Origin of the sequence: Providencia sp. wls1914 (genome assembly GCF_009706645.1) — a bacterium.
GTDB lineage: Bacteria > Pseudomonadota > Gammaproteobacteria > Enterobacterales > Enterobacteriaceae > Providencia > Providencia zhijiangensis.
Genome location: NZ_WLUN01000016.1, coordinates 1 through 22,671, shown reverse-complemented (window position 1 = coordinate 22,671; position 22,671 = coordinate 1). Strand labels below are relative to the sequence as shown.

Here is a 22,671-nt window from a genome sequence, read left to right as displayed (position 1 = left end):
CAATAGCACCGCGCTGTCATAAGATAGAAAGATGGATTGCTGTGATTACTATCACATAATTTATTATACCAATAACCTGTTACAAGTGATAGCACAGCAAAGGGAACGCTTAAATTTAGACCTAGCCACGGATCTAACTTAAATTTAACATTAATAATCTGACTTTTTTGAAAAAACTAACTCATATGCCTGCAGCCTCATCCCGTTTTACTTTACGCCCTTACCAACAAGAAGCCGTTGACGCGACAATCCAGTACTTTCGACGTCACACTACGCCCGCGGTGATTGTGCTCCCGACAGGGGCAGGAAAAAGCTTAGTGATCGCAGAATTAGCGAGATTGGCTCGTGGGCGCGTATTAGTTTTAGCCCATGTCAAAGAGTTAGTTGAACAAAACCACGCCAAATATCTAACTTATGGTCTAGAAGCAGATATCTTCGCAGCAGGCCTCAATCGCAAAGAATCCCACAGTAAAGTGGTCTTTGGAAGCGTACAATCGGTAGCGCGTAATCTTGAACACTTTGACGACAAATTCTCTTTAGTTATCATCGATGAATGTCATCGCATCAGCTTAAACGAAGAAAGTCAGTATCAACAAATTATCCTAAGTTTACAAAAGCATAACCCTGCACTGCGCATTTTAGGTTTGACCGCAACTCCCTATCGCCTAGGGCATGGGTGGATTTACCAATACCACTACCACGGAATGGTTAAAGGGGATGAACACTGTTTTTTCCGTGATTGTATCTATGAATTGCCGCTGCATTACATGATCAAAAACCAATTTTTGGTTCCCCCTGAACGCCTTGATATGCCAGTGCTGCAGTATGATTTTAGTCAGGTATCGGTTAACCAATCGGGAATTTTTAGCGAGCAAGAACTCAATTTATCCCTCAAAAAACAGCAGCGCATTACACCAAAAATTGTGGCGCAGATTATTGAGTATGCCACGCCGTTACAAGGGTGCATGATTTTTGCCGCTACGGTTGAACATGCTAAAGAGATCCTCAGTTATTTACCTCAAGATACTGCGGCATTAGTCACCGCAGAGACACCATCCCTTGAGCGCCAAAACATCATTCAGCAATTTAAAAACAAGCAATTACATTATCTTGTCAACGTTTCAGTACTGACCACTGGTTTTGATGCGCCACACGTAGACGTAATTGCCATCTTACGCCCAACAGAGTCCGTCAGCTTATATCAGCAAATCGTTGGACGTGGCTTACGTTTGAGTGAAGGAAAGAAACTGTGCCTAATTCTGGACTATGCCGGAAATCCTCATGACCTCTTTCGCCCCGAAGTGGGTAGCAGCAAACCCAACTCCACCAGCGTTCCAGTCCAAGTTTTCTGTCCATTGTGTCAATTTGCCAATGTTTTTTGGGGAAAATGCACCGCTGATGGTCAAATTGTCGAGCACTACGGGCGTCGTTGCCAAGGGTGGGAAGAAGATGAGCATGGACGCAGACAACAATGCGAGTTCCGCTTTCGATTTAAACAATGCCCTCATTGCGGCGCTGAAAATGATATTGCCGCACGACGTTGCCATAAATGCCAAGAAGTCCTCACGGACCCCGATGATATGCTTAAAGCCGCTTTACGGCTTAAAGATGCTCTAATCTTACGCTGCGGGGGAATGGAACTCACTTCAGGCTCGGATGCAAAAGGCGAGTGGCTGAAAATCACTTACTATGATGAGGATGGCACGTCGGTGTCTGAGCGTTTTAGACTCACCACTTCTGCTCAAAAACGCGCATTTGAATTCCGTTTTTTACGCGAGCATCACCGTGCCCCTGGCGTTCCCTTCCATTGGAATAATGCGAACGACATAATTTCACAACAAGCATTATTACGTTACCCGCAATTTGTTGTTGCGCGAAAAAAAGAAAGCTACTGGGAGATTAGAGAAAAAATCTTTGATTATCAGGGACGTTTCCGTCTTGCCGCATCATTAAGATAATCAGAAAAAACGCAATTAATGATGAATAAATCATGCCAAGTCAGAAAGATAATGATCTTAATGATTGCCCGCTAGCCGTTTTTTCGTTAAAATGCCGCCCGCCTTTGTATGTCTCGCTTCGCGAAATGATGTTACAGGGCCAAATCTCGAACCTGCTGCTGGGTCGCCTGTAGCAGGATTTTTATTTTTTCTTTTATAGAGAAATTGTAATGTTAACTATCAATGCAATTGAACGTAAAGAGCAGGGTAAGGGTGCGAGCCGCCGCCTGCGCAGAGCTAACCAACTGCCAGCTATCGTTTACGGTGGCAACCAAGAAGCTATCTCTGTTACTCTGAACCACGATGAAATCATTAACCAAGAAAGCAAAGCAGAATTTTACGAAGTTCTGACTCTGGTTGTCGATGGTAAAGAAACTAAAGTAAAAGTTCAGGCTGTTCAACGTCACCCATTTAAGCCAAAAGTGACGCACATTGACTTCCTGCGCGCTTAATTAAGCCCATAGCCGAGCTTTAAAGTTTTTTCGGGACGCCGAGTAAATAACGCCGCAATTGCGGCGTTATTTATTTTTAAGACAAGATTTCTAACGTAAGATTTCTATAGAAAATCTATCGTTCACTATTTATTACCGCGACGTTGCAACTGGTCACGTAAATTTGGCGGAGTTCCACGAATAGTCAATGTGTCTGTCACGGGATCCCAAAAGATACGCTCTCCCATTAACATCGCGTCAAAGCTAATCGTAATTCCCCCACCACTACCTGAAAATTTCGTCAACTGCTTTAAAGTACCGCGATCAGCAGGAAAACTCTCTTCCAATTGATAATCATTTTGGCGAGTGAAATCTTCAAAGCTTTGCTCTTCCACCATCGGTAGCTCTTTTGAGAGTTCCTTCAACTCAATCTCTTCGCCTGATTGCAATTGCTCACTGCAATAGCTATGAACTTGTTGGCGGTAAGCTTGGCGAGTATTTTTATCCATCTGCGCATTATCACAAAAATCATCCAATGCTTGGACTAACCCTTTATTCTGTACCTTCGCATTCAAACCTTCAGATGCAGCCAAGAAATCCATAAAGAAATCAGAAACTTTACGCCCTACTCGCCCTTTAAGGAAAGTCAGATAACGCTTCGACTCTGGATTGGTTTCCCATTCAGTCAAATCAATACGTGCCACAATATCCGCATGAGGAATATCTAAGTAATGAGTCGTACCTAAATCGAGGGATTCAGTCACAAACATGCTATCGCAGCTATTAAGAACGGCAATCAGCAGGTATTCCACCGCTAAATAACGATATTGGCAGAAGAGAACGATGCCGCCTTCAGCAAACGGGTATTTTGCCAGCTCATCTTTTAAACGCACGGTCATTGCGCGGCTAAAGCCTAAAAACTCTTCTTCGCCCTTACGCAGTAACGTTAACGCTTCAGCCAGTTCACTCTCTTCGTTGAACTCACCAAATGCCTTACTTTTTGCACTGTATACACGATGTAATTCTGCCATCATGTCTTGCACAACATTGTCTGTCGTCAATAACGAATCACGCAACATGACTTCTAAAGTCTGTTCATCTCGTTTAATCAACTGGTGTAACGCTATCTGGGTAATTTCCAGACTCATTGTTGGCTCCTTTCGCTAGCAGAAATAATGTCGCGTATTCAAACACTGTTAGTATTTGTCTGCAACTGAAACCGTTAACCGCCATTTTTTTATTACTTTTATGGCGAACTATTATCCACTTCGGTGATCTAAATAAACATTATTATCAATTAAACGAAAATTTGTTTAAAGAAAGAAGAAAAGTCACCCACAATGGGCTATCATATGGAGCTTTCATTAATTTAGGATGTCATAATTTATGCCACAATCATCTCGCTATAGTGATGAAAAAGTTGAAGGTTTACTGTCTGACCTTGTTAGTGTGTTAGAAAAAAACCATACTCCCGTTGATCTATCATTAATGGTACTTGGTAACATGGTTACCAATCTGCTCAATACGTCTGTCGCCCCTGCTCAGCGTAAAATGATTGCAGAGTCCTTTGCCAATGCATTACTTTCTTCTGTACAAGAAGATAAATCACACTAATTTGGTTGATAAATAAACAGCATGGTCACCCATCAGCGCTACCGTGATAAAGTCTCCAACATGATTGGTTGGGGGCACTGGTTTGCACTTTTTAATATACTACTTTGCCTTTTGCTAAGTAGCAGCTATCTGTTTATTTTTGACTGGCCAGATACCTTCGCTGGTCGCGCTTATGCCTTCGTCAGTTGGTTGGGTCATTTCAGTTTCGTGGTGTTCGCCACTTACTTGCTAATCATCTTTCCACTGACCTTTATCGTTATGTCCCAACGATTGTTGAGGGTTATCTGTGTGGCGCTAGCCACCGCGGGACTCACCTTATTACTCTTTGATATTCGCGTTTTTAGCCAATTTGGCCTCCATCTTACACCGCAGGTTTGGGATTTAGTGATTAACCCCGCCAAAGGTGAAATGGCACGCGAATGGCAACTGATGTTCATCAGTATCCCCATTATCTTTTTGGTTGAGATGCTATTTGCGACCTGGAGCTGGCAAAAATTACGCAGCTTAAGTCGTCAAACATTTGGGCGCCCACTGGCAGGCCTATTCATCGCAACATTTGTGATGTCGCATTTAATGTATGCGTGGGCGGATGCCAATTTTTATCGCCCGATCACGATGCAACGCTATAACTACCCGCTGTCTCAACCAATGACAGCGCGCAAACTTCTTGATAAATATGGGCTACTCGACCTGACTGCACATCAAAATCGTGTCTTCCAGCAAGGTAGTCCAACTGCACTGAAACTTCAGTACCCATTGAAGCCACTTAGCTACCAAGACCAAGGTACGGGTTACAATTTACTTTTATTGGTTGTCGATGATTTAGGTAATGTTTCTCAGCAAAACCAAATGAACTCACTGAAAGAGTTCAAAAATATCAGCTCCCAATTTACCAATCACTATACTTCTGGGTTACGCAATGATACCGCCCTATTTGGGCTGTTCTACGGTATTTCATCAAGTTATATTGATAATATTCTCAATGGTCGCCATCCTTCTGTCTTGGTTGAAGCTTTACAACATCAAGGCTATCAGTTTGGTTTATTCTCCACTGATGGGTTTAGCTCACCATTATTCCGACAAGCGATTTTATCTGACTACTCTTTGCCGACAAAAGCATCGGACAGTGACAAACAAACTATTGCACAGTGGAATTTATGGCTGGATAACGTGAAGCATGGCTCACCTTGGTTCTCATTCTTAAACATCAAGGGAGCGCCGGGAAGTAATCAAACAGATAACCAAATCAGCCAAGTCATTGATACGCTGAAGAGCCAGAACAAGCTTAACAATACCATTGTGGTGATCACAGCAAACTACAACAGTAACGGTTCGCAAGAGACTGATTGGGTGAATAAGAAACACTTTAACCGTGACAGTATGCAAGTTCCGTTATTTATCTACTGGCCGAATACTCCAGCACAACAAATTGATAAGCTGACTAGCCATCAAGACGTAATGACCACCCTCATGCAGCGTGTGTTACATGTCAATAACCCACCTGATGATTACAGCCAAGGTGAAGATCTCTTCAGTGCGCAGCGCACTTATCCGTGGGTGATCACCGGCGATAAAAGCGATGTCGTCATTACCACCAACAGCGCGACCATGTATATGGATCATAATGGCCAATTTAATATCTATGACCCACAAGGCAACGAGCAGACTGACGACAAACCAGACCTTGCTGAGCTACTGAAAATCTTCACTGAACTTAAACGCTTCAATGAAAATTAGCGCTTAAATTTCAATCAGTCATCTGGGTTTACTCTTGATTTTGCCAATGTTTTGAGTAGTATATTTTTTGCCTAAAGCCCTTGTTGTAAAGGCATGTATTCATTAATCGGCACGTAGCGCAGCTTGGTAGCGCACGGTCATGGGGTGTCCGGGGTCGGAGGTTCAAATCCTCTCGTGCCGACCAAATTCTCACTCAAGCCAGCCTTTTCGGTTGGCTTTTTGTTATTCAATACTTCCCTTTCATTGACCATTATCTGATAGCCAAATTGCATCGCTATCGGAATAATAGACACTATTCTTTTAACCTTTTATTAAGGACACAGTATGTCGCTATCCGTCACGGTTGCATTATCACGCCAAGAATTTATCGCCTTTAGCCGCTACTGCCATAAAAATAACTACTTTTTACCCAAAAACCGCAGCTTGCTCACTTATACTCTGCTCTATTTGGCTTTCTTTGCCATCATGGGTGGGGTATTCACCTTACTCCAGCATTTTGATATTGAGCTTAATATGGGGCAATTTGTTGTCGCTGTTCTGATGGCGATATTACTTTATGCCATCTTTGCAATACGTTTGTTTAAAACATTGAACAAAGCGATTCCTGATATGGATAGCTCAACTTTCTGCACAAAAACATTCACAGCAGATGAGAATGGATTACACATTGAGAGTGCTTATGGTTTATGGCATTACAATTGGAATTCAATGCGTTTTATAAAACAAAATGGAGATACACATTATCTATTTATTGATAGAACTAGCGCCTTTATTTTCCCAAAACGAGCGTTTGATTCACACGAAAATTATCTAAAGTTTGTGCAATACCTCACTGAAAAAAATATTTTTTAAATAATCCAGAATAAATCTTAGTAAACCGAATTAATTTAGCATAATCATCCATTATGCTTTATTTTAAATTTTGCGAGTAATTTATATTCACTACACATTTTTTTACACTTTATTTTTAGCTTTAACTAACGGTTTATATTAAAAATTAGAAATAACTCCATGAATAGTATTTCGTCTATATTATCGTCCGATATCACCCTATTTATGTGTAAAATTATTTATATATTCTGATTTTCTTAAGAATAATCTCTATTTTCACTATCAAAATTTCCTGCAAAAAATCCACTCACTTTCATTGTGAATACACATTATCTTTGATTTTAAATGATTTTTAATTAATTAAATAGCTGCTAATACGTAAAAATACGTTACATCACACTCAAACATAAAATCATATCCATTAGAAACCTTGATCTATCAGCCTTAAAATTATATAAAATAGCAAACTGATTTAAGCCAAATTAAAGTTGAAGAATATATTTCATTTACCAATAATTCATATTTAAAGCGAGTAATACCACTAAAGGACTCCTAAAATGTCAGATAGCTTCCAAAATGAAGTACCGAAGGCTCGAGTTAATATCAAATTAGACTTGCACACGGGTGGTGCGCAGAAAAAAGTGGAATTACCACTTAAATTATTAGCTGTTGGTGATTACAGCAATGGACAAGATAATCGAGCATTATCTGAGCGCGAAAAAGTTAATATCAATAAAAATAACTTTAATAGTGTACTCACTGAATTTGCACCGGCCATTAATCTCACAGTGAAAAACACCCTTGCCGGTGATGGAAGTGAAGAAAGCATCAACCTCTCTTTCAAAAACATGAAAGATTTTGAGCCTGAGCAAGTTGCCCGTCAAATTCCTCAACTACGCGCAATGTTAGCTATGCGCAATTTGCTGCGTGACCTGAAATCTAATCTCCTCGATAACGCAACGTTCCGCCGTGAACTGGAAAACATCCTTAAAGATCCAGAGCTCAGTGATGAACTTCGTGAAGAACTAGCACAGCTAGCACCGAAGAAAGATTAATTTGGATTATTAAAGGATTATGCTGATGTCTGTAAAAACTGAATCAACTCAAGGCGCAACAACTGTGCTGGATGACACCTCAAATCAAGGTGTTTATGCTTCTTTGTTCGAAAAAATCAATTTAACGCCAGTCGCATCAATCAGTGATATTAACGCATTCCAAGACAATGCAGCCTTGGCAGATGCAACGGCTGACGAACGCGTCACTGTCGCCGTTCAAGTCTTCCTCGATCGTTTAAAATCATCAGGTCAAAAAGTCGAGCGTTTAGATAGAAACCTGCTCGACCATCATATTGCTGAACTTGATAAGCAAATCAGCCAACAATTGGATGAAGTCATGCACCACCAAGACTTCCAAAAAGTTGAATCCACTTGGCGTGGCTTGAAATTTCTGGTTGACCGCACTGATTTTCGTCAAAACGTCAAAATTGAACTGCTAGATATTGCGAAAGACGATTTACGCCAAGATTTCGAAGATAGCCCAGAAGTCATTCAAAGCGGCCTTTATCACCATACTTACATTGCGGAATATGACACCCCAGGTGGCGAACCTATCGCAGCAATGATTTCTAACTATGAGTTTGACCGTAGCCCGCAAGATATCGCCTTACTGCGTAGCATCTCCAAAGTCTCAGCATCCGCACATATGCCATTTATCGGCTCTGTAGGACCAAAATTCTTCGGTAAAGAGACGATGGAAGAAGTGGCGGCAATCAAAGATATTGGCAACTATTTTGATCGTGCTGAATACATCAAATGGAAATCATTCCGTGACTCTGATGATGCTCGATATATCGGCTTAACCATGCCTCGTGTGCTTGGTCGTCTACCATATGGCCCAGATACTGTACCGGTTCGTAGCTTCAACTACGTTGAAGAAGTTAAAGGCCCAGACCACGAGAAATACCTGTGGACCAACGCCACCTTTGCTTTTGCTGCCAACATGGTTAAAAGTTTTATCAACAATGGTTGGTGTGTCCAAATTCGTGGACCTCAAGCCGGTGGTGCTGTTAAAGATCTCCCAATCCACCTGTTTGATTTAGGAACGGGCAGTCAGGTCAAAATTCCATCCGAAGTGATGATCCCAGAGACCCGTGAATTTGAATTCGCCAATCTTGGATTTATCCCGCTGTCTTACTACAAAAACCGTGATTACTCCTGTTTCTTCTCTGCTAACTCGGCGCAGAAGCCCGCGTTATACGATACCGCGGATGCCACCGCAAACAGCCGTATCAACGCTCGTTTGCCATACATTTTCTTACTGTCCCGTATCGCCCATTACTTGAAGCTGATTCAACGCGAAAACATTGGTACCACCAAAGACAGACGCTTACTTGAATTAGAACTCAACAACTGGGTTCGTGGCTTAGTGACTGAAATGACCGATCCTGGTGATGATTTACAAGCTTCTCACCCGCTGCGTGATGCAAAAGTGGTTGTTGAAGATATCGAAGATAACCCGGGCTTCTTCCGTGTGAAACTGTACGCGGTTCCACACTTCCAAGTCGAAGGTATGGATGTTGATTTATCGCTAGTTTCACAAATGCCTAAAGCAAAAGCCTAACGGTTATTAAAGGTCATTCAGGATGAAAATCTACCGTCCCCTATGGACAGACGGGGCCTTTTTGGCCCCTCAGCAATTTCAACAGCAAGCCCGTTGGGACGGTCATGTTGCTGAAGTGGTCGCACAAATGGGTATCGCCTCCACGTGGGGCGTCATTAGTACCGAGTTTGATGCCAGTGCATTAACGCTCTCTCGCGTAAGCGCCCAAAAAATCGTGGTGCGCTTTCACGATGGCACACTGATTGACACAACCTTAGCTGATGCCCTTCCTCCGGTATTGTCCCTCAATGATTATGCGGATCGCCAGTCATTGGATATCGTTCTGGCATTGCCTTTAATGCTAGCCAATGGCGGAAACTTAGTTCCTGAAACAGGAACCGATCGCCCACGTCGATTTAGCCAAGAATGGGTTAAAGTTCAAGACTTATTAGGGCATGAACAAACAGATATTGCCGTGTTACGTCACGTGGCAACACTGCGTTTTGCTCATGATGAGAATGAAGCCTATATGACCTGCCCTGTTGCACGCCTTATTCGCAACGCTCAAGGGATGTGGGAATTTGATAGCCACTTCATTCCTCCCTTACTTTCCTGTCAAGGAAGTGCTGAATTACGCACATTGCTTTCTGAGTTTATGCACCGTTTAGTGGCTAAGCGCCGTCGTTTAATGGCGCTACGTCGCGAAAGTAATGAAAAAATGGCCGACTTTGTGGTCGCTGATGTTTCACTGTTTTGGTTACTGAATTCACTGAATAGTGCCGAGCCGGTCCTCAATGAACTCAGCACCGCATTACATCGTCATCCTGAATTACTCTATCGAGAGCTAGCTCGTTTAGCGGGCAGCTTATTAACTTTTTCCTTAGAAAGTAAGCTGGAAGATATCCCGCTATACAAACATGAGCAGCCAGAGCTTGTTTTCCCACCTCTTTTTGCCTTGTTAAATACACTGCTTGAAGCCAGTTTGCCTTCTCGCGTTATTAGCATTGAATTGGCGAAAGAAGGTCCATTCTGGAAAGGTCAACTCCATGACGGTCGATTACGTGAAGAAGCCGATTTTTACTTATCGGTTCGCTCATCATTGCCTGCTCACTTATTGATCGCTCAATTTCCACTCCTTTGCAAAGCGGGCAGCAGTGATGATGTGGCGGACGTCGTTAATGTGGCACTCAATGGTATTCCATTGAAACCGCTCAGCCATGTTCCAACGGCGGTCCCTCTTCGCTTAGAAAACCAATATTTTGCGCTAGATATTGAAACACCTGCGGGTCAAGCCATGCTCTCTTCTGGGCAATGTGCTTTCTATGTTCCAAGCACGTTAGGTGACATTCAATTAGAGCTGTTTGCGGTACTTCGCTCATGAACAATACAACATCGCACCATACTATCGACATGATCTTCGCCCAAACTTGGCTGATGGTTTGCCAATTACATCAAGGCACCACCATCACTCAAGGGGATAGTTTTTATCGTCGCGTTTGCCAACTCATTGATGAAACACGTCAAAAACTGCTCGAACATGGCTACCCTGAATCCGCCATTGAACATATGCAATACGCTCAATGTGCCCTGATTGATGAATCTGTGATGAATCGCCAACACCAAGATGATGGCTACAACACATGGATCCAATCTCCTTTGCAAGCACGCTACTTCAATACATTAGAAGCGGGAGACAAACTTTGGGATCGCCTACGCAGCATTTTAAATGAAACCGCTCCGAATCCTGACGTTTTGCTCTGTTTTCATCGCGTGCTTACTCTCGGGTTTGTCGGTAAGTTTCGCCAAAAAGAGGCGCCAGAACGTGAACGCATCGTCGCTCAACTTAATGTTCAACTTCCAGACTATCTGATCGCTTCAGAATTGCCTCTCGTCGTAAAACCTAAATTACGGTTTAGCCGTCGCAGACTTTACTGGTTTGGTTGGGTAGGTGGCATCCTAATACTCACCGCCATGTGGTGGGGATTCAGTGCTTCGCTAGAACATTTACTACAACAGTGGATGACACAGGGATAGGCATGCAAAATCCAATCAGACAGTGTCTGACGCTTTTTGCTACAGGGCTTTTCTTGTGGCTACTCTGGGGATTTTGGTCTCTAGGGCAAAGTGTCACCATTTTTGTTTCCGCCTTCGTCTTAGTACTGACGGGTGGAATGTTGTTTTGGCAATATAAACAACGACGCCAAGTGTTATCCACTGAACATGATTATACGGGTGCATTTCCGGCTGATAATTATCAGGGACCTGTCATTTTAGTCTGTGGTCAATCTCAAGCACTATTCCTGGATGACCAATTACACAGAGAAACAAATCAAGGTTGGTACATTCGTGTATCCGCGCCCACTGAGCTCGTTAAACTGATTGCCGCATTGGTGGAATATGCCCCTTCACTATCTGGGCACTTATCCTTACTTTACGTTGTATTACCCGAGCAACTGACCCAACAAGAAACCCTGACACAAGCGCTACTCAATTGGCGTCGAGCGATTGGAGAAGGCCGTCAAAAAATCGGTGCTAAATTACCATTTTGGGTAACGGTATACCTTTCTAAACCTCATCACGCTGAAACCGCTATACATGTTGATGATGAACATACCCCTTGGATGACGTTACTCAGCCACCAAACTGAATTTCAGGTAGAGCAAGAAGGTGCGATGTCAGTCCCTTACTCCGTGTGGCTACCTACGCATTTCGGACAGTCAGAACAAAGCCTACAATTTTCGCTGTGGCTAGACACCTTACAAAGTTGGCTAAACCAGGTTTTAGTGCCTCAATTCACCCTGCCTCAAGCTGGAGCTCCGAAGCAAATCCCTTCAGCATGGGCCATTCAGTGGATAGATATCACTAGTCAGCCGAACAATTTATGGCAGCAATTCATCCAAGAAAAAACCACATTGCCATTACACTCCTCAGTACAAACAACGGATTTACTCCCTTTGCCGGATGTCATGCTACGCCGCTTACATCATGATATTAGCTTAAGCCGAACGGAAAAAAGCCTCGGTGCAATTGGCGCTATTTTTGGGATTTTCTTAGTGGGTGCTTTAGTCGGCAGCTACCACCACAACCAACAACTCATTCGCCATATTGGTGAAGATATTGCTCGTTTCTCTCAGCTTTCAGATGTTCCACTCGCACCAAAATTGACCGCTTATCAGCAGCTCCAAGATGATGCCGCTGAGCTTGCACGCTGGGAGCGTGAAGGGATCCCAAGCGCTTACTCTTTAGCGTTATATCAAGGTAATCGAATATTGCCTTACTTACATACTCTGCTAGGAAGTTGGGCGCCTTCTCAACCTGAAATCGCCCCTGAAGCGCCGACTGCCCCACCTCAAATTGTCACTTTGGATAGCTTGTCTTTATTCGATGTTGGGCAATACACACTCAAAACGGGCGCGACCAAAGTATTAGTTGATGCGTTACTCAATATCAAAGCCAAACCCGGCTGGTTAATTATGGTTTCTGGCTATACCGATAACACCGGGAATCCAGAACAAAATCAAAAACTGTCTTTAAAACGCGCAGAGTCTGTCCGTGATTGGATGATTCAAACCAGCGATATCTCGCCAACCTGCTTTGCTGTGCAGGGATACGGGCAAAATAACCCCGTTGCCGACAACAACACCACTGACGGACGAGCTCGCAATCGCCGCGTAGAAATTCGCCTGATACCTCAAGCTGAAGCTTGTCAGATATTAGGCGTCAACACCGTACCATCGATGGATGGTGGTACACATTCCACACTAAAGGAGAAGTAGTTATGGCTATTCCAGTTTATTTATGGCTGAAAGATGATGGCGGTGCTGAAATTAAAGGTTCTGTCGACGTACAAGACCGTGAAGGCAGCATCGAAGTGGTTGCTCAAGACCATAACCTGTACATCCCAACGGATAACAATACCGGTAAATTAACAGGTACTCGTATCCATACGCCATTCATTTTCGTTAAAGAAATTGATGCTTCAAGCCCTTACCTTTACAAGGCTGTGACCACGGGTCAAACCTTGAAAGAAGCTGAATTCAAATGGTATCGCATTGATGACGCAGGACAAGAAGTCGAATATTTCAACACCAAGCTTGAAAACGTCAAAGTCGTGAAAGTCGCTCCAAAAATGCACGACATTAAAGATCCAGGTAAAGAGAAGCATAACCATCTCGAAGAGATTGAGCTGCGCTATGAAAAAATCACTTGGACATACAAAGACGGCAACATCATCCATTCCGATTCTTGGAATGAGCGTGCTACCGCTTAATTAAGACAAGCAGGCGTTTCGGCGTCTGCTTTTTTCTTGCGCCTCTTGCGCAACCTCACTCACACACAACACATTTTGCCATTAAACAAGCTATACGCGCTTTCAACCGCGCATTCCCATCGCCAATATCACCTTATGAACCTCGGTTAACGGTTAGGGGCGGTAGCGTGCCTAAACACATTGATATCCACCAGATTATCTAGGGAGAGAACATGGAAAATTCTTCAGTTATGTTATTGCGTCGCCTAAACCCTTTCTGTGCAAATGCACTAGAGGCAGCAGCTTCCTTGTGCCAAACACGCGCCCATGCTGAGGTCACCATCGAACATTGGTTACTCAAGCTGCTTGAGCTAGGAGAAAGTGATATCACTGTGTTAGCGCGCCGCTATGAATGGGATATTTCTGCACTTTGGCAAAGCCTGTTAACAGACATCGACAGCCTACCCCGCTCTATCCATAGCCGCCCATCCCTCTCAAAATCACTCCTAAACTTAATTCAAAACGCATGGGTGATAGCCTCATTGGATGAAGATATCGAGCACATTCGCAGCGTCCATATTCTTGCAGCGATGGTGAAACAACCCTCTTTAGTTCTGAACGACGCCCTTTGGCCATTAATGACCTTAAGCCTCACGCAATTACAACGTTTAAGACCAATGCTTGATGCTCAATCCGATGAACGCCCTGAAGTTCAGCAACTTGCGGCGCATAATCAATCTTTACCAGCAGAAGCGCCACTTGACTCGCAATCAACAAACGAAGCTCCAGCACCGAATGTCATCGGTAACACACTGAATGATGCCTTACTCGCCGTGCTGAATAAATTTACGGTGGATGTGACCGAAAAAGCACGCGAAGGCGTGATTGACCCTGTCTTTGGACGTGATGACGAAATCCGTCAAATGGTCGATATTCTGTCTCGCCGTCGCAAAAATAACCCCATTCTCGTGGGGGAACCGGGTGTCGGGAAAACCGCGTTAGTGGAAGGCTTAGCCCTACGTATCGTTGAAGGTAATGTTCCTGTCAGCCTGCAAACCACATCATTACGCACATTAGATTTAGGGCTACTGCAAGCGGGGGCTGGCGTCAAAGGCGAATTTGAACAGCGCTTAAAAAACGTGATTGAAGCCGTACAACAATCTCCTACGCCGATTTTACTGTTTATCGATGAAGCCCATACCATCATTGGCGCAGGCAACCAAGCCGGTGGCGCTGATGCCGCTAACTTACTCAAACCCGCCCTTGCCCGTGGTGAACTACGCACTATCGCGGCAACCACTTGGTCTGAATATAAGCAATATTTCGAGCGTGACGCCGCTTTAGAGCGCCGCTTCCAAGTGGTTAAAGTTGATGAACCTGATGACGAGAAAGCTTGCTTAATGCTGCGTGGACTAAAACCACGCTATGCAAAATATCATGGTGTTCACATTACCGATGATGCGGTCAAAGCCGCTGTCACCTTATCTCGCCGTTACTTAACCGGTCGCCAACTCCCCGATAAAGCCGTGGATTTGCTCGATACCGCCAGCGCCCGTATCCGCATGAGCCTCGATACGCTTCCTGAAGCACTGACCCGTTTAAAAGCCAAGCGCAATGCATTAGAACTTGAACAGCAAGCGATCCTTGATGATTTGGCCATTGGCAACACCACCAACCAATCCCTACTGAGCGAACTAGTCACTCAAGATGCCCAAATCGCCATACAGCTGGCTGATTTAGAACAGCGTTTTGAGCAAGAAAAAAACCTTATCAGCGAGCTCTTAGAACAGCGCCGTCAATCTCAAGATGTCAGCGATATCCAATCACAGTTAGAACTTATTCAGCAAAATGAACCGCTGATCACCCCCGATGTGGATGTTAGAACGGTGGCTACTGTTATCGCCGACTGGACGGGTGTGCCATTATCCAGCCTCTTAAAAGACGAACAAACTGAGCTACTGGAGTTAGAAGACTCGCTAGGTAAACGCGTTGTGGGTCAAGAAAGCCCATTACTGGGGCTTGGACAGCGACTACGTGCAGCTCGCACGGGTCTCGCCTCAGAAAATGGCCCTCAAGGGGTATTTTTATTAGTGGGTCCAAGCGGAATCGGTAAAACTGAAACCGCCTTAGCTTTGGCAGATGTCCTGTTTGGTGGCGAAAAATCTTTAATTACCATCAATATGTCCGAGTATCAAGAAGCCCACACTGTCAGCCAATTAAAAGGCTCGCCTCCAGGTTATGTGGGTTACGGTCAAGGCGGGATTTTAACGGAAGCCGTTCGCAAGCGTCCTTACAGCGTCGTGTTACTTGATGAGGTGGAAAAAGCCCACCGCGATGTACTCAACCTGTTTTATCAAGTTTTCGACCGTGGATTTATGCGCGATGGCGAAGGTCGTGAAATTGATTTTCGCAATACCGTGATCTTAATGACAGCAAACTTGGGCAGTGACTTGTTGATGCAGCAACTCGAAGAGTTCCCTGAGTCTACCGACGGCGAGCTGCAAGAACTGCTGCACCCAACTTTGCGCGAACACTTCCAACCCGCCTTACTCGCACGCTTCCAAACCCTAATTTATCGTCCATTAGGCCCTGTCGCTCTGCGCCAAATTGTTGAAATGAAACTGGCCAGCGTGATTAAGCGTCTTTACACCCACTACAAGCTTGAGGGCATTATCGAAGAAGCGCTCTATGACACGCTCGTGAGCGCCTGTTTATTACCTGACACTGGCGCCCGCAATATAGACAGCCTACTGAATCAGCAGATTTTACCAGTACTGAGCCAACAACTGCTGATGCGCCAAGCTAACCACCAGCAAGCACAAAGCCTGACGTTGGGTTATAGCGAAGAAGACGGGATCACCCTGAGTTTCCGTGATATTGAGGAGATAAATCCATGAGCCTACTCGATACAGCCAAAAACCTCCTTCAAGGCCAAAACCGCTATCGCCTAGAAGTGCAAGGCTGCTCAGATTTACTGGATGTTGAACATTTTACGGGTCGTGAAGCCGCTAGCGATACCTATCGCTACCAAATCACGTTTACCTGTTCTGCCCAAGATCTTTCTGCTCAACAATTATTGCGCCGTAATGCCAGCCTGACCTTTTCCGCGCCGATAAATAATTTAATGGGACTCGCCACTCAACCTAGCGTAGCCAAGCGCGTTCATGGGGTGGTGACGGATTTTCGTCGTCTCTCTGGTTCTGCGGATGAAGCTCGCTACCAGTTAGTCATCGAGCCTTTTTTTGCGCTACTCCGCCATCAAATTCGCAGCCACCGCTTCTTTATCAACCAATCCATTCCTGATGTGGTTGAACAAATTCTGCGTGAACATAATTTCAAAGGCTGGGAGTTCGAATTTCATCTCGACAAAGAGTACCCAAAACGCGAACAAATCAACCAAATTAACGAAAGCGACCGCCAATTTATTGAACGCTTACTCAGTGAAGTGGGTATTTTTTATCGCTTTGGTTTACAAGATGATACCCAAACCGAGGTACTCCACTTTACGGACAGTCAACGCGGTTATGTGTATGACAAAACGCTGCCATTAAATAGCCCATCTGGGCTGAGCGATAACCATGTTGACAGTGTTTGGGGATTATCTTTGCGTCATCAAGTAGTTGAAAGTACTGTTTTTGCCAAAGATTATAACCACAGACTGGCTGAAGATACGTTGATTTCCGCTGTCGCGGACATGACTCGTGGCGATGGCGAAAAAACTAACTACGGCGATGTTTATCACTATAAAGGCCGCCACTTGACCCGCGGGGACAAAATTCGCCCTGAAACTGAAACCGCTAACTTCTGGGCAAGACTCGATCACGAGCGCTTTTTAGCGCGTCAGACTTTACTCCGCGGAGAAAGCAGCGCTGCAGACCTGACGCCATTATTAGTGCTAAGCATTCAAGATAACCCGCTCAGTTCGGCGTTACCCAGCGTATTCAAATCGCCAATTCTCATTACTCGCCTACGCTTCACCGCCAGCCGAGATAAAGCGCTAACTGTTCGCTTTGACGCCGTGCCTTACACAGAATCACTGTGCTGGCGTCCTGCACTCAAACCACGCCCGGTCATTGCTGGAACATTAATGGCGCGCGTCACCAGTGCAAAAGACCACGATATTTATGCCCATCAAAATGAACATGGATTTTATTGGGTCAAATTCGATGCGGATCGCGATGATAAAACCAAGGGCTATGAAAGTATGCCCGTGCGTTTGGCGAAGCCTTACGCCGGCGATACATATGGAATGCACTTCCCACTGATTCAAGGGACTGAAGTCGCTATCGCCTTCCACGAGGGCGACCCTGATCGCCCTTACATCGCCCACGCACTGCATGATTCTCGCCACCCCGACCACGTTACGGATAAAAATAACACCCGCAATGTGATCCGCACGCCTGCGAATAACAAACTGCGCATGGAGGATAAACGCGGGCAAGAGCATATTAAGCTCAGCACCGAGTATGGCGGAAAAACCCAGTTAAACCTGGGGCATTTGGTCAACGCCGAGCGCGAACAGCGCGGTGATGGTTTTGAGTTACGTACTGACAGATGGGGCGCGATTCGTGCGGGTAAAGGGTTATTAATAAGTACTCATGAGCAAGAAAAAGCGAACGAGCAACAACTCAATATAGATGAAATCAAACGTCAACTTTCTGATGCATTATCAATGGCGGAATCTCTATCATCAATATTAGAACAAGCGGATATCGAATCACTCGATAATCAAACACAAGAACAATTTTTACAACAAAACATTGAGCAACTGCAAGAACCAGTCGTACTCATCGGTGCTCCAGGCGGTATTGCAACCTCAACCCCTAAACATATTCAATACAGTAGTAACGGCAATCAAATTTATACCGCTGCGGGTAATACAGAAATATCATCACTCAAGCGCCTTGTCTTATTTGCTAAGAAAAAAGTTGTTTTATTTGCGCATGAACTAGGCATGAAACTGGTTAGTGCGGCAGGTAAGGTAGAAATACAAGCTCAAACAGGTGAAGTCGACATCATTGCACAAAAAGGGCTGAATATTACGAGTACTAACGATGAAATTATCATCAGTGCAAAGAAAAAAATTACACTGCAATCTGGTAGCTCGTATATCACCATTGAAGGTTCACAGATAGAGCACGGAACGAGTGGAGACTTCAATGTAAAAAGTTCAAATCTTCAATATATGGATGCTGCAACGTTGAATATGCCGTATCCACAATTTACTGCTTGTGAATCCATGACTTCAGAAGCTGCTCAACAGGGTTCAGGTATTGTACCTCTACGCTAAGGATACTGTATGACACACTATCTACCCCAACATAAAAATTTCGGTGAGCACCAATTTGCATTAATTGATAAAGCATTTGCTCGTTCATTACTTGATGACTATCCCTCATTAGATATTGTCTCAGCACACTTGGCCCCCCAATCACATTTATACCCAGCACTAATATCACTGCATGAATTACCCACGCCAGATTGGCAAAAGTTCATCACTAAAATAACAGAACAATCTCAAGGGCTTTCAACACCTAACATCAACTTATTACTCAGCAGCCCTTTATCAGCAGAATCATTGCGCAATGAGCTAGCTAGCCTTCTTTTAATTAATGATGAAAAACAACAAAACTATCTTTTTCGCTACTACGATCCCAGAGTTTTAATTCAATTATCTTGGATGCTGACCCCTTGGCAGTTGCAAACTTACTTAAAAACGCAAGCAATTCCATCTTGGACATTTTTTATTGATAAACAATGGCATACGTTAAGTTTTCAAGAAAAAGCACCTTATATCAAAAATGATCCTATTAATTTACCGTTAGAACAAATTAATAGGATTGGTTTAATTAACCAAGTGTTAGAACAATTACCTATTACAAAAAACTTAGACGAAAAAATTAGACTTAGCCGACACATTGATGAGTTGCTATTGATCGCATCCAATTGTGGTTTGGTTATAAATAAAGATATAAATATTTTTGTACAACAAGGCATCGAGCAACAATGTGCTTTTTGGTTACATCATGATGTTCAAGCTGTATTAAAAGTTGCTGCTCATAATCCTGAATATTACCGTCGTACAACCTCCAATTGGAATGAAAAGCGCTGGCAAGAAATAAAAGCCAATGCTCCCACGTTAATAACGTCTAAAGGAATCTAGATATGAAAGATAAAAATGAGTCGCAAGGTTGCAGTTTTTGCATTCGACGTGGATTTCCCATTTTACTCGCTCGCCCTGCTATTATGTCTCAACATGATATTCTCCCTGTTATGCCTAAAAGTATTCATGTCCCCGTTGAAGCCCAAGGGGAAACTACGTATACCTTGCGGTTATTGCGCTCTGGCTACTTAAATATTTGGGATGAATTAGGTAACTCATGGATTAATTATTTTGTCACCAAGGGCGGTTTTTACTACCCTCTCCCAGAAAATGGAGATGTACCCGATGAGGTCGCATCCGGTAAAATGAAACCCTGCATTGACCAGCCTGAGGAGTTAGCTAAAGCCTCTCTCATCACCTTACCGGTGATGCCTGACGGAATGAAAAATGGACTGTTTTGGTTTGCATGGTCTGAAGTGAAATGGACAGAATCCATCCGAAAACAATTCGAAGATAAAAGCCACCGTGAACGGTATATGCAGCCTTTTGATATGGATGCATGGCTAAATACTCAATCCGCGGCACAGGCGTTACCGTTATCGCAGTTGGAAAATACCGTCGCGGATTACTTTCAGCACGTCAAAAAAAGCCAAATGTGGAAATGGTCAGTGCTCATCGCGCAGCTCGACCTCCTTGAAGGGCTCAAGACCTTGGTGTATCCCATCACCTCGAAGTTCAGTCCAATAGCAACTGGTCGGCAAGTAGAGGCGACGGCAAGTCAAGACCTTCACCCCAATGGAGCACTTCTTGTCTTGCAAGACCCGACAGGAATTTTAAGCGATATCTCAACATTAATAGAATTCGAACTCCGCAAGAATGTCTATCAGCGCCCTGATATTAAGCGTGAAGTGATGCTCTATGCATCAATTAGCAGTTTAGAAAATGGAATGAAAAGGCAATTCAAACTAAGCTATAATGCTAACACTCAGCTAGGTGAAAAATATATACAGAATGATCCACGAACATTGCTTTTTACTTTAAATAAACCAGCACCAAGAACATGGTATAGTGAATTACGCGAAGATCAGCTTGATAATAAAACACAAGAATTTTGGGCTGATTATCAAAAGTATTATGACAAAAATAAGCTTGAAACTTTTAAAAATAAATTCAATAACATTTTAAAAGAATATGATTCCCGAATCATCTCACCACGCACAGAGTTTTATCTTAATTGGCTTAAAACACCCACCTTAGTTCATTATTTCACCACTCATTTTGATTCTGATGATTTAATCAGTTGCCTTGCATATACTTCAACAATAAATTATTGCATTACTAATATGCTAAATAAAAAAGGCACATTAGATTTTTTTAATGAATCCTTATTTCAGCCTTTAACGAATACAAGCAATATCTTAGGACGTGCACTCGCTATTAATAATGAAAAGTTAATAACGAAAATTAATGCAGCGACAAGCCAATCCCCGGATTATATTTCGCTACCATGGAATGGACTCGTTGATGCTGTTAATGAAATAATCGAAAAATCGAATCCAGCAACACAATCCGTCATTGGGCTCTACCTTGCCAATATTTCTGCGGCTATTACAGGAAGCATCAATAAAACCCTTTCGTCAAAAAAAACCTTTGATTTTATTGTTGCGTTAGGTATTTTCCAAAACCGTGCATTAATACCTGTATCTCAATATGCTGAGGAAAAACACTTCATAAAAGGGATTGTGAAAGTATTGATGTCATTAAATGACAATGGAGTGAAACCTAATCAAGATAGAGTTGAAAGAGAAGTCAAAAAAATAATAGAACGTCGAAAAAAACTGGGTTTTCCTGATTATGAAAAACGAGCATTAGCTTTTTTTATCGACGCAGACCCGAAACAGGTAGAAAATATCAATAAATTATCTAAGGAAGAAAAGGCAAAGGAGTTCTCTAAGCTAATGTTATCTAGCCCTGAAGCCAAAGTGCATAACCTAGAAAAATGGCAAACTCAAGTAACAAGCGGGACGGGTAAGAGCATCACGTTAATGGGCGGAGGAATTTTGTCAATTATTTTACAATCAGCGGCCGTTTTAACGACTGCTGACTTTGGGAATAAAAAAACACTCAGTGATGAACAATTAGAAGAAAATGGCCGATTTTATGGCGGGGTTGCAGGTATAGTATCCGGATCATTTGGCGTTATTGAAACTGGTGTGCAAGTTTTTTTGCAACAACATGATGCGGTAAACACATCTGCATTTAAAGGGCTAAAAGGTGTTGAAGCCTTTTCGAATATCGCTAAAAAAGGATTTGGCCTTGTAGGGGGAATGGTCGCCGTTGCTTTTGATGCTTACCATACATTCGATGAATGGAGCAAGGGCCATACTGGATTAATGCTCGCTTATGGAATATCAACATTAGCTGATATATGGCTTATTTATGTTATTTTTGCTGCCACATTAGGACCTGTAGGTTTAGTCATCACCTTATTTGCAGTTATTGCCGCAATAGGTACTGCAATTTATATTGCCATAACAGGGCAGGATAATATCCAAAAATGGTTAGAACGATGCTTATGGCGCGTTGAACCCTCAGAAAACTCAGAAAATAAATTACCTGATATATATCCAACCATGGATATGGAACTGGATGAATTGCAACGCGCTTTAGGGCTAGGATAACATCATGGATATTTATGGATTACACCCCAAGTTTAAGCTTAACCGTCCTCTTACCAACAAAGAACGTGAAGAGCACCTTGACCAAAATATACGACTTGAGTTAACTCACGAAGAAGTGATACCTGACCTGACTGTGATTCAAATTAATTCGCATTATTTAGAGTTGGTTGATAAATTTTACTCAGGCCGTGGTTATATGAGTTTTCTTTCATCGTTTGCATGCATAGCTCTTTTAGGTATTCTATTATCAATGGCAATATCAATGGCAATATCTGATAGTTATACTTCAAATCAATTAACTGGTTTTTTTTTATTAGCATTTATATTTTCACCTATGATTATATTCATGGCTTATTTACTTAAAACTGAATGGTTTGCTTGGACACACTATCCCATTAGATTTGATCGTAAAAACCAATTGGTTCATGTT

Annotated in this window: 14 protein-coding genes, 1 tRNA gene and 3 pseudogenes; 17 read left to right on the top strand and 1 reads right to left on the bottom strand. The window is 43.2% G+C overall.

Translation table 11 applies throughout. The features are described 5' to 3' along the window. Positions 1-185 precede the first annotated feature (185 nt). Positions 186-1,958, top strand: a complete 1,773-nt coding sequence (locus GKR74_RS10715; RefSeq protein ID WP_154604385.1) for a DEAD/DEAH box helicase — start codon at positions 186-188, stop codon at positions 1,956-1,958. A 209-nt stretch (positions 1,959-2,167) separates the two neighbouring features. After that, the gene (gene rplY, locus GKR74_RS10710) at positions 2,168-2,449 is read left to right on the top strand and encodes a 50S ribosomal protein L25 (protein WP_154603555.1); all 282 of its coding nucleotides are present in this window, start codon (positions 2,168-2,170) and stop codon (positions 2,447-2,449) included. Positions 2,450-2,574: 125 nt separating this feature from the next. On the opposite strand, the gene yejK is transcribed toward rplY, so the two are convergent. Further along, positions 2,575-3,576 (bottom strand): nucleoid-associated protein YejK, encoded by a 1,002-nt coding sequence (gene yejK / locus GKR74_RS10705; protein WP_108477940.1) that lies wholly within the window; start codon positions 3,574-3,576, stop codon positions 2,575-2,577. Between the two features lie 238 nt (positions 3,577-3,814). Between yejK and GKR74_RS10700 the strand changes: the two genes are divergently transcribed. The 15 genes and pseudogenes from GKR74_RS10700 to GKR74_RS10630 all read left to right on the top strand — a co-directional run. After that, complete coding sequence (locus GKR74_RS10700; protein ID WP_108477939.1) at positions 3,815-4,042, top strand: YejL family protein; 228 nt, start codon at positions 3,815-3,817, stop codon at positions 4,040-4,042. A 21-nt stretch (positions 4,043-4,063) separates the two neighbouring features. Next, positions 4,064-5,779 carry an LPS biosynthesis-modulating metalloenzyme YejM gene (gene yejM, locus GKR74_RS10695; RefSeq protein ID WP_154603554.1) on the top strand — a complete coding sequence of 572 codons (1,716 nt, stop codon included), beginning with the start codon at positions 4,064-4,066 and terminating at the stop codon, positions 5,777-5,779. 107 nt (positions 5,780-5,886) lie between these two features. Next, positions 5,887-5,963 (top strand) — tRNA-Pro (locus GKR74_RS10690). Positions 5,964-6,103: 140 nt separating this feature from the next. Further along, positions 6,104-6,631 carry a YcxB family protein gene (locus tag GKR74_RS10685; RefSeq protein ID WP_154603553.1) on the top strand — a complete coding sequence of 176 codons (528 nt, stop codon included), beginning with the start codon at positions 6,104-6,106 and terminating at the stop codon, positions 6,629-6,631. Positions 6,632-7,167: 536 nt separating this feature from the next. Continuing rightward, complete coding sequence (tssB, locus tag GKR74_RS10680) at positions 7,168-7,665, top strand: type VI secretion system contractile sheath small subunit (RefSeq protein WP_154603552.1); 498 nt, start codon at positions 7,168-7,170, stop codon at positions 7,663-7,665. 19 nt (positions 7,666-7,684) lie between these two features. Next, positions 7,685-9,229, top strand: a complete 1,545-nt coding sequence (gene tssC / locus GKR74_RS10675; RefSeq protein ID WP_154603551.1) for a type VI secretion system contractile sheath large subunit — start codon at positions 7,685-7,687, stop codon at positions 9,227-9,229. A gap of 22 nt (positions 9,230-9,251) precedes the next feature. After that, positions 9,252-10,586: pseudogene (gene tssK, locus GKR74_RS10670) on the top strand (type VI secretion system baseplate subunit TssK); the annotation flags it as partial. Beyond that, complete coding sequence (gene tssL, locus GKR74_RS10665) at positions 10,586-11,242, top strand: type VI secretion system protein TssL, short form (RefSeq protein WP_154603549.1); 657 nt, start codon at positions 10,586-10,588, stop codon at positions 11,240-11,242. The pseudogene tssK and the gene tssL, both read left to right, overlap by 1 nt. A 2-nt stretch (positions 11,243-11,244) precedes the next feature. Next, positions 11,245-12,984 (top strand): OmpA family protein, encoded by a 1,740-nt coding sequence (locus tag GKR74_RS10660; protein WP_154603548.1) that lies wholly within the window; start codon positions 11,245-11,247, stop codon positions 12,982-12,984. A 2-nt stretch (positions 12,985-12,986) separates the two neighbouring features. Then, a complete protein-coding gene (locus GKR74_RS10655) occupies positions 12,987-13,478 on the top strand; it encodes an Hcp family type VI secretion system effector (protein WP_006660409.1) in 492 nt (163 codons plus the stop codon). A 212-nt stretch (positions 13,479-13,690) separates the two neighbouring features. Further along, positions 13,691-16,408 (top strand): annotated as a pseudogene (gene tssH / locus GKR74_RS10650) (type VI secretion system ATPase TssH). After that, positions 16,351-18,747, top strand: coding sequence for a type VI secretion system Vgr family protein (locus GKR74_RS10645; RefSeq protein ID WP_154603546.1), 2,397 nt, complete (start codon positions 16,351-16,353; stop codon positions 18,745-18,747). Before tssH ends, GKR74_RS10645 begins: the two are co-directional and overlap by 58 nt. A 9-nt stretch (positions 18,748-18,756) precedes the next feature. Beyond that, a complete protein-coding gene (locus tag GKR74_RS10640; protein WP_154603545.1) occupies positions 18,757-19,620 on the top strand; it encodes a DUF4123 domain-containing protein in 864 nt (287 codons plus the stop codon). 2 nt (positions 19,621-19,622) lie between these two features. After that, a complete protein-coding gene (locus GKR74_RS10635) occupies positions 19,623-22,241 on the top strand; it encodes a T6SS effector BTH_I2691 family protein (RefSeq protein WP_154603544.1) in 2,619 nt (872 codons plus the stop codon). 4 nt (positions 22,242-22,245) lie between these two features. After that, positions 22,246-22,671: pseudogene (locus GKR74_RS10630) on the top strand (DUF6708 domain-containing protein); the annotation flags it as partial.